At 46.7% G+C, this 8,651-nt stretch carries 8 protein-coding genes; 5 read left to right on the forward strand and 3 right to left on the reverse strand.

The window, feature by feature from the left end; translation table 11 throughout:
• Positions 1-23: 23 nt before the first annotated feature.
• Positions 24-1,040, reverse strand: a complete 1,017-nt coding sequence (murB, locus tag WS34_RS02420; RefSeq protein ID WP_046402929.1) for a UDP-N-acetylmuramate dehydrogenase — start codon at positions 1,038-1,040, stop codon at positions 24-26.
• A 133-nt stretch (positions 1,041-1,173) separates the two neighbouring features.
• Here murB and WS34_RS02425 point away from each other — a divergent pair, with 133 nt between their 5' ends.
• The 4 genes from WS34_RS02425 (at position 1,174) to lysA (ending at position 6,008) form a co-directional block, all read left to right on the forward strand.
• On the forward strand, positions 1,174-2,541 hold the full coding sequence (locus WS34_RS02425) for a methyltransferase RsmF C-terminal domain-like protein (RefSeq protein ID WP_046402930.1): 1,368 nt from the start codon (positions 1,174-1,176) through the stop codon (positions 2,539-2,541).
• 12 nt (positions 2,542-2,553) lie between these two features.
• Positions 2,554-3,405 (forward strand): 50S ribosomal protein L11 methyltransferase, encoded by an 852-nt coding sequence (prmA, locus tag WS34_RS02430; protein ID WP_046402932.1) that lies wholly within the window; start codon positions 2,554-2,556, stop codon positions 3,403-3,405.
• Positions 3,406-3,507: 102 nt separating this feature from the next.
• Entirely contained in the window at positions 3,508-4,830 is a 1,323-nt protein-coding gene (locus tag WS34_RS02435; RefSeq protein ID WP_046402934.1) for an aspartate kinase, read from the forward strand.
• A gap of 32 nt (positions 4,831-4,862) precedes the next feature.
• A complete protein-coding gene (gene lysA, locus WS34_RS02440; RefSeq protein ID WP_046402935.1) occupies positions 4,863-6,008 on the forward strand; it encodes a diaminopimelate decarboxylase in 1,146 nt (381 codons plus the stop codon).
• 75 nt (positions 6,009-6,083) lie between these two features.
• Here lysA and floA read toward each other — a convergent pair whose 3' ends face one another.
• Entirely contained in the window at positions 6,084-7,085 is a 1,002-nt protein-coding gene (gene floA / locus WS34_RS02445) for a flotillin-like protein FloA (protein WP_013613657.1), read from the reverse strand.
• Between the two features lies 1 nt (position 7,086).
• Positions 7,087-7,554 (reverse strand): NfeD family protein, encoded by a 468-nt coding sequence (locus tag WS34_RS02450; protein WP_013613656.1) that lies wholly within the window; start codon positions 7,552-7,554, stop codon positions 7,087-7,089.
• A 631-nt stretch (positions 7,555-8,185) separates the two neighbouring features.
• Between WS34_RS02450 and WS34_RS02455 the strand changes: the two genes are divergently transcribed.
• On the forward strand, positions 8,186-8,651 hold a 466-nt coding region (locus WS34_RS02455), incomplete at its 3' end, for a PL29 family lyase N-terminal domain-containing protein (protein ID WP_046402937.1).

The following is an 8,651-nucleotide window of genomic DNA, read 5'->3' on the forward strand; positions in this document are numbered from 1 at the left end:
TCATTTCCTGTTTCCGGTATTCATCAAATCACATAGACTTCGGGTTCTATCCAGATTCCGAATTTCATGAATACACTTTTCCGGACTTCATTCGCCAGACGGGTAATCTCGATACCACTGGCTCCCCCCTGATTCACCAATACTAAAGCCTGTTTGTCATGTACCCCGGCCTTCCCCAAGGTACGTCCTTTCCAGCCACATTGTTCGATCAGCCAGCCGGCAGCCAACTTACAACAAGCATCATCGACCTCATAGACAGGCATTCCGGGATATTCCGCCAAAAGCCGATCGGCCTGCTCCCGTCTGACCATAGGATTTTTAAAAAAACTCCCTGCATTGGGAATCTCCGCCACATCCGGCAATTTAGAACGGCGAATCCGGATCACCGCCTGCCGGATATTCGTCAAATTCACTTCTCCCCCCATCTTTTCAAGCTCGCTCCGCAAGGCTCCGTAATCCAGGCGAAACTCCGGCTTTTTAGACAACCGGAATACCACCCGGGTAATGATATATTGATTTTTCCACTCTCGTTTAAAAATACTATCCCGATAAGCGAAACGGCAATCTTTCCCTGCAATTTCCACCCGGGTAGCCTTATCCAGGGCTATCGCTTCCACCCGGTCGATCCGCTCGCCGGCTTCCATGCCATAGGCCCCGACATTCTGCACAGGAGCTGCTCCGACATGCCCCGGAATAAAAGAAAGATTTTCTACTCCCCCCCATCCCTGTTCCACTGTCCAGGCCACAAAATCGTCCCATTCTACTCCAGCACCTATCCTCACCCACACCTCTTCCTCATTTTCCTTTATCTTCTCTTTTCCCCGCATGGCCGGATAAAAAACAGTACCGGCAAAATCCTCCGTGAAAAGGAAATTACTTCCTCCTCCCAAAATCAACACCTCCGACGGCTCCCATTCATAATCGGCCACAAAAGCCCGAAGCACTTCTTCCTCGTCACTTTCGACAAAATATTTACATTTGACATCGATATCAAACGTATTATATGCTTTCAGACTATAATCTTCTTTAACTTCAATCATAACTTACCTAAAATCAATTATCTTTGTACACCGCTATAGTGAAAGGTGAGTGCAAAAACAAACAAACGGGTTTGATTGATTTTGCCGAACCACATCCTATAGGATACAACTATCTGCAAATATACGTAAAAACATGAACACTTTACCCGCTCTGTTCGAAGAACGCATGAGAAAACTTCTACCGGAAGAGGCAGAAGCTTTCTTTACAGCCCTGCAAACAGAGCCTCCTGTCAGTATCCGGCTGAACCCGGGTAAACCCGTCCCTATTTCCCGGTTATTCTCCGACGAGCAAATCGGTTTACCTGTAACCTGGTGCGAATCGGCTTATTATTTGAAGAGCCGCCCCGTTTTCACCCTGGACCCTTGTTTACATAGCGGGACCTACTATGTACAGGAAGCTTCTTCGATGTTTTTACATCATATATTCGGACAGATCCTGCCGGCTCATCCGGTAAGAGTATTGGATCTGTGTGCCGCACCAGGTGGCAAATCTACCCTGATCGCTTCCCGGCTTTCCTCCGACAGCCTCTTGGTATCCAACGAAGTTATCCGTTCCCGGGCCGGTATTTTAAAAGAAAATATGATCAAATGGGGAGCTTCCCATGTAGTCGTCACCAACAACGATCCGGCAGATTTTCACAATCTGAAAGGTGCTTTCGATATCATCGTCGTAGATGCTCCCTGTTCGGGAGAAGGGATGTTCAGAAAAGACCCCAATGCCATTCAGGAATGGAGCGAAAACAACCTGCAACTTTGCAGTGAACGCCAGCAACGGATTCTGGCAGACATCTGGCCTTGCCTCAAACCCGGTGGTTTCCTGGTGTACAGTACTTGTACTTACAATCCCGGAGAAAACGAAGCCATCCTGGAACTATTGATCAGAAAATACGGAGCCCGTTCCATTGAAATCACACCTCTTTTTCCAGGAATCGTCCCGGGAAACTCAAACGCCCACTGTTATCATTTCTATCCTCACCGGATTCCGGGAGAAGGATTTTTTACCGGAGTGGTACAAAAAAACGAAGGAGAAGAATTCAGGGCCGGGAAAAGGAAGAAAAATACAAAAACCCAAAACCTCCTCCTCCCCGGCGACATCCGGGCTTATATCCGAACACCCGAATATTACCGGCCCTATGCCAAAGACAATATCGTAGGAGTCATCCCCGAACAGCACAGTGACTTTATACAACTGCTGGAGTCCAATCTGCGTATCCTCTACCAGGGTTGTGAAATAGCAGAAATCATCAACCGGAAGAGTAAACTTCTGCCTTCGCTCGCCCTCTGGCAGGGACTGAATAAAGCAAACTGTACTCTACTGGATACCGATCGGATGACCGCCCTGACCTTCCTGAAAAAAGAAGATATCCCGGTGCCGCCCAAGACCGCAGAATGGTTATTGGTTACCTATCGCGAACAGGGGCTCGGGTGGTGTAAACACCTGGGAAACCGACTCAATAACTATTACCCCAAAGAATGGAGAATCAGAATGACTATCGAATAAAAAAAACAAATCATGAATTATATTGAAGTTACTTTCGACATCAACCCTTACGAAGAAGCGGTTGCAGATGCTTTAATTTCCGAACTGGGTACGATCGGTTACGATGGTTTCTCCTATACCGACCAGGGATTCACGGCCTACATTCCTGCCAAAGATTATGATGCACAAGCCATCACCCGGCTGGAAGTATTCGATTTTTTCACCCGGAACTATCACATCGAAACCTCGGTGCAGGAAATCGAAGACCAGGACTGGAACAAGGTATGGGAAGAAAATTTCACTCCCATCACGGTAGACGACCGGATCTTAGTCAGAGCCGGATTCCACGATCCGATCCCCGGTATCGAATATGAGATCCTGATCGAACCCAAAATGAGTTTCGGCACCGGACACCATTCCACCACTGCCCTCATGCTGCGCACCATCCTGGACAACAAGGACCGGATCGAAGGCAAACGGGTACTCGATATGGGATGCGGAACAGGCATCCTGTCTATCATGGCTGCCAAAACCGGAGCCCGGGAAATCACTGGCATAGACATCGACGAATGGGCTTTTAACAATGCAATGGAAAATATCCGGGCCAACGGTCTGAACAACATCACCATCAAAATCGGAGATGCCCGGTTGCTGGAAACAGAAGAACCTTTCGATGTGATCCTGGCTAATATCAACCGAAATATCCTCCTCGAAGACATGCCCCATTACGTCGCCAAACTTCATCCCCAGGGCCTCCTGATCATGAGCGGATTCTATCTGCAAGACCTTCCTCTCATCCAGGAAAGAGCGGCACAATCAGGTCTGACTTTCACGATCTACCGGGAAGACAAGAATTGGGTGGCAGCCAGCTTCTACAAAAATTAATCACGTTGTTTAATTCTTAACAAAGTATTGTTTTATCAATTTGAATATAGCACCTTTGCAGCCGGAAATAAGAAAACACTGGAGTTTATAAAGTTTACAAATATGAAAGTTTTAAAATTCGGAGGGACCTCCGTCGGAAGTGCAGACAGAATTCGTGCAGTGGCCGAACTGATCAATAACGGAGAATCTCAGATCGTGGTATTATCGGCGATGTCCGGAACCACCAACACCTTGGTTGAAATTTCTAACTGTTTATACCGGAATGAAAAACAGGCTGCTCTCCATATCATTCAGAATCTGGAAGTAAACTACTATATCGTTATCACAGAATTATTCGAAACAGAAGCTTATATTCAGAAAGGTAAAACCTTCATTCAAACCATTTTCACCTATCTGCGTTCTTTTATCAACAAGGATTTCTATCCTCTTCAGGAAAAGGCTGTATTGGCACAGGGGGAAATCATGTCTACCACGTTGATGCATTATTACCTGGAAGAATGCGGAGTGAGCAACACGCTTTTGTCAGCCCTGGAATATATGCGTATCGATAAAGACTGCGAACCGGATTATTTTTATATCCGGCAAAACCTGAAACGCGAACTGGCCAAACCGGACACCCACCCCCTGATCATTACCCAAGGCTTTATCTGCCGGAATGCTTACGGCGAAATCGACAACCTGAAAAGAGGAGGCAGCGACTATTCCGCCGCACTGGTAGGGGCAGCCATCAAGGCTGAAGAGATCCAGATCTGGACGGACATCGACGGTTTTCATAACAATGATCCCCGTATCGTCGAAGGGACGAAGGCTATCCGGCATCTGTCATTCGACGAAGCTGCCGAATTGGCTTATTTCGGGGCGAAGATCCTTCACCCGTCCAGCGTACAACCGGCGAAAAAAGAAAATATCCCGGTACGCCTGAAAAACACCTTATGCCCCGACGACGAAGGTACACTGATCACCGAAGACAGTCCGGCCAAAAATGTGAAAGCTGTCGCTGCCAAAAGCGGGATTACCGCGATTAAGATCAAATCGACCAATATGCTGCTGGCCTATGGTTTCCTCCGGAAAGTATTCGAAGTATTCGAAGCCTGGAAGACCCCGATCGATATGATCGCAACTTCTGAAGTGGCAGTCTCTCTGACTATCGACTGTACGGAACATCTGGAAGAAATCCTCAAGGATCTGGAAAAATACGGTACGATCGAGGTCGACCGCAATATGGCGATCGTATGTATCGTCGGCGATTTTTCAGCCGGTAAATCCGGACTGGGAGCCCAGGTTCTGAAAGCCCTCGAAGAAGTTCCGCTCCGGATGATCTCTTACGGTGGCAGCGCACACAATATCTCGGTCCTGGTAAAAGAAGAAGACAAGAAAAAAGCCATGACAGACCTCAGTCATAAACTGGAAGATCTTCAGCATTGAAAATAGTTCACTCAGCAACAACACACTTTATTATGCAGTTATCTCAGATACCGGTTCAAACACCGACGCCCTTCTATTATTATAATTTAGAGCTATTGAAAAAAACAGTACAAGCGGCAAAGTCCGAATCAGCCCCTTACGGTTACCGGGTTCATTATGCCGTCAAAGCTAACGCCAATCCGGTGTTACTGCGACTGATCAGCCAGCAGGGACTGGGAGCGGACTGTGTCAGCGGAAATGAAATCCGGCAGGCACTGGAATGCGGCTTCGCGGCCGATACTATTGTATATGCCGGTGTCGGCAAAAGCGATGCGGAGATAGAACTTGCCTTACAGCACGATATCTTTTGTTTCAACTGTGAGTCCCTGCCGGAAATACAGGTGATCGACGGGATCGCGGCCCGGCTGGGCAAAAAAGCCCGGATCGCCCTTCGCATCAATCCCAATGTCGATGCCCATACCCATCACTATATCACTACAGGTATCGAAGAAAACAAATTCGGTATTTATTTGTACGATCTGGAACATGTCATCACGGAAGTAGCGAAATTAGAACAGATCGAACTCATCGGTCTGCATTTTCACATCGGTTCTCAAATCACCGACATGACCGTTTTCCGGGGATTATGTATCCGGGCCAATGAGATCCAACGGCAGATGAAAGAACGCGGACTCCTTCTGCCCCATATCAATTTCGGCGGAGGGTTAGGGATCGACTACAACGAACCGTACGAAAAACCCATTGCCGATTTCCAATCTTACTTTGCCACTTTCGCCCGATTTTTCGAACCGGAACCTCATCAGCAGATTCATTTCGAATTGGGACGCTCGATCGTCGCACACTGCGGAGATCTGATCTCTAAAGTATTGTACGTCAAAGAAGGGAAAAACAGAAAATTCGTAATCCTCGATGCAGGCATGAACGATCTGTTGCGCCCGGCCCTTTATCAGGCCTTTCACAAGATAGAAAATATCAGCTCCGACCGACCCGAAGAGAAATACGACGTGGTAGGACCGATATGCGAATCTGCCGACTGTTTCGGGAAAGACGTCGTCTTAAACGAAACCCGCCGGGGAGATCTCATCGCTATCCATTCCTGCGGTGCCTACGGCGAAGCAATGGCTTCCCGCTATAATCTGCGCGATCTGCCCGGTAGTGTTTTTCAATACCCAAAGTGACCAAAGGAATTTTGTTTTCCAATGGTCACTCTATACCAAACGATTGATCTCAACCGAAATTTTACGTTTTTCTCATCATCCGATCTTATCCGGTTTCTTTTTTGAACCATCAGCCGGTTTTGCGATCGATTCCCGCATTTGTGTATCGGCTTCTATATTTTTCATGCGATAATAATCCATCACGCCTAAATTACCGGAACGGAAGGCTTCCGACATCGCCAGAGGCACATTGGCTTCGGCTTCGATCACCTTCGCTTTCATCTCCTGGGCCAATGCTTTCATTTCCTGTTCTCTGGCCACAGCCATCGCCCTCCTCTCTTCCGCTTTCGCCTGAGCGATTTTCAGATCAGCTTCGGCCTGGTCGATTTGTAAACCTGCCCCGATATTTTTACCCACATCGATATCGGCAATATCGATGGAAAGGATTTCAAAAGCCGTACCGGAATCCAAACCTTTATCCAACACCACTTTGGAGATAAAATCCGGATTTTCCATCACCGCTTTATGGGATTCCGACGAACCGATCGACGACACGATCCCTTCTCCTACCCGGGCCAGCACCGTCTCTTCACCGGCACCACCGACCAAACGCTTGATATTGGCCCGGACAGTCACCCGCGCTTTAGCGATCAACTGGATACCGTCTTTAGCGACAGCCGTAACCGGAGGTGTATTGATCACTTTCGGATTTACACTCATTTGTACTGCTTCGAATACATCCCTACCGGCCAGATCCACAGCAGTTGCAATCTGAAAAGTCAGATCGATATTGGCTTTCGAAGCAGATACCAAAGCATGCACCACCTGGGCCACATGGCCTCCGGCCAGATAATGAGCCTCCAGCAAATCCCGGTATAATTCGATACCTGCCTTTTTCCCCTCGATCATTGCACTGACAATCACCGTAGGCGGCACTTTTCTCCAACGCATCAACACCAATTGTAATAAAGATATTTTCACATCCGATACTAATGCCTGGAACCACAAACCGACAGGAATCAGATACAAAATAATCCATAACAGGAACAATCCTCCGGCTATGGCGACCACCAACAAAATAACACTGCTGTTTTCCATTTCAAACTGTTTTTAATTGTACAATTACTTTATTTCTCAATACTTTAACGACCTCGACCGGACGATGGGCATCGATATAGCCCGATCTGGATTCGGCTTCCACGACCATATCCCCCAATTTTACATTTCCCATAGGTGCCAAGCGTCCTAACGTCTCTCCGCAATCTCCGGCCTTAACCGAATCCCCAATCCCCTCTACCGTCCCTTCCAGACGGGTATCCAGGCTCAGCCTTTTCCAGGTTTTTGTCCGAAGGACATACCAGGTCATCCCGAAGCCGAAGACAACCGTACCCGCCAAAATCAGATGGCCCGTCACTCCGCCATAATACGCGTATCCGAAATATACTCCGGCAATAATACTGATAAATCCCAGAATTCCGGCGACATTAATCCCCGGTAAAACCAAAATCTCCAATACCACCAGGATTGCCCCGATCAGAATCAGCATCAATACGATCAACCATTCCATAATAAATTTTTTAATTTGCTAAAGATATATTTTTTCGGGAAATATACACACATTATCACACCGAAAAATTCAACATTTCTCCTTCCTTATTTTTCCCCTTCCGGGAAACACCTATCGATCACCTACTGATCATGTTTCGATCATCTATCGCATCATACAATACATGACAGGCAGATGAACGGGAATTCGTACGCTCGTGACAACTGAAAAAGCAAGAGAATCACCGTATTTCACATTAGCATAAAATTAAAAATACACGGTTTCCTTCTTTTTATTCTAACGTTTATTATAAATTTGTAATACGGTCACCTCCGTGAGTGTTTGTAAAATGCTAATTATTCTTTATATTTGTAATTCGTTTAGAGAAATCGGGACGAAGACAATTTAATGAAAGGCGTTTAGTTTTATCCTTATCTTGAAAATCGCCAATTTTTATGCAGAAGGATGAACGGTACAAACGCTCATGCTTGCCATATAGTTATCTACACTATATATGGTTTAGCGTGGGGTGACTGTTTATTTCTGCAAGGGTGTTTGGCGATACCTCAAGATGGATAAACTGAGAGTTCCCACGCTATTTCTTTTTATATAATTTACCTTCAGGGAATCAGGGTTTCAAAAGCATGGTTGTATGTGGAATTTATTTACTCATTTTTTCAAATGCCGGCACTTGATATGGCTTCCGGTCCTATGCGTTACTTTGGCAGGATGCAAAGACGATTTCGATGACAGTGAACTACGCAAACAAATCGCAGACCTCGACGGGCGGTTAACCTCCCTCGAAAAATTGTGTGCGCAGATGAACACGAACATCTCGTCCATGCAGACAATTGTCAACGCGCTGCAACAAAATGATTACATCACGGGAGTTACCCCCATCACGGAAGGAAGTAACACTATCGGATACACGATCACGTTCGCCAAAAACAAACCGATCACCATCTACCACGGAGAAAACGGCTCGACCCCTGTCATCGGAATAAAAAAAGACACGGACGGCATCTATTACTGGACGTTGGACGGAGAATGGCTGCTGGACGCATCCGACAATAAAATCAAGGCAGAAGGAACTGACGGAGAAAGTGGAGAAGCGGGAG

The sequence above is a fragment of the Odoribacter sp. N15.MGS-14 genome (assembly GCF_000980245.1).
Lineage (GTDB): Bacteria > Bacteroidota > Bacteroidia > Bacteroidales > Marinifilaceae > Odoribacter > Odoribacter splanchnicus.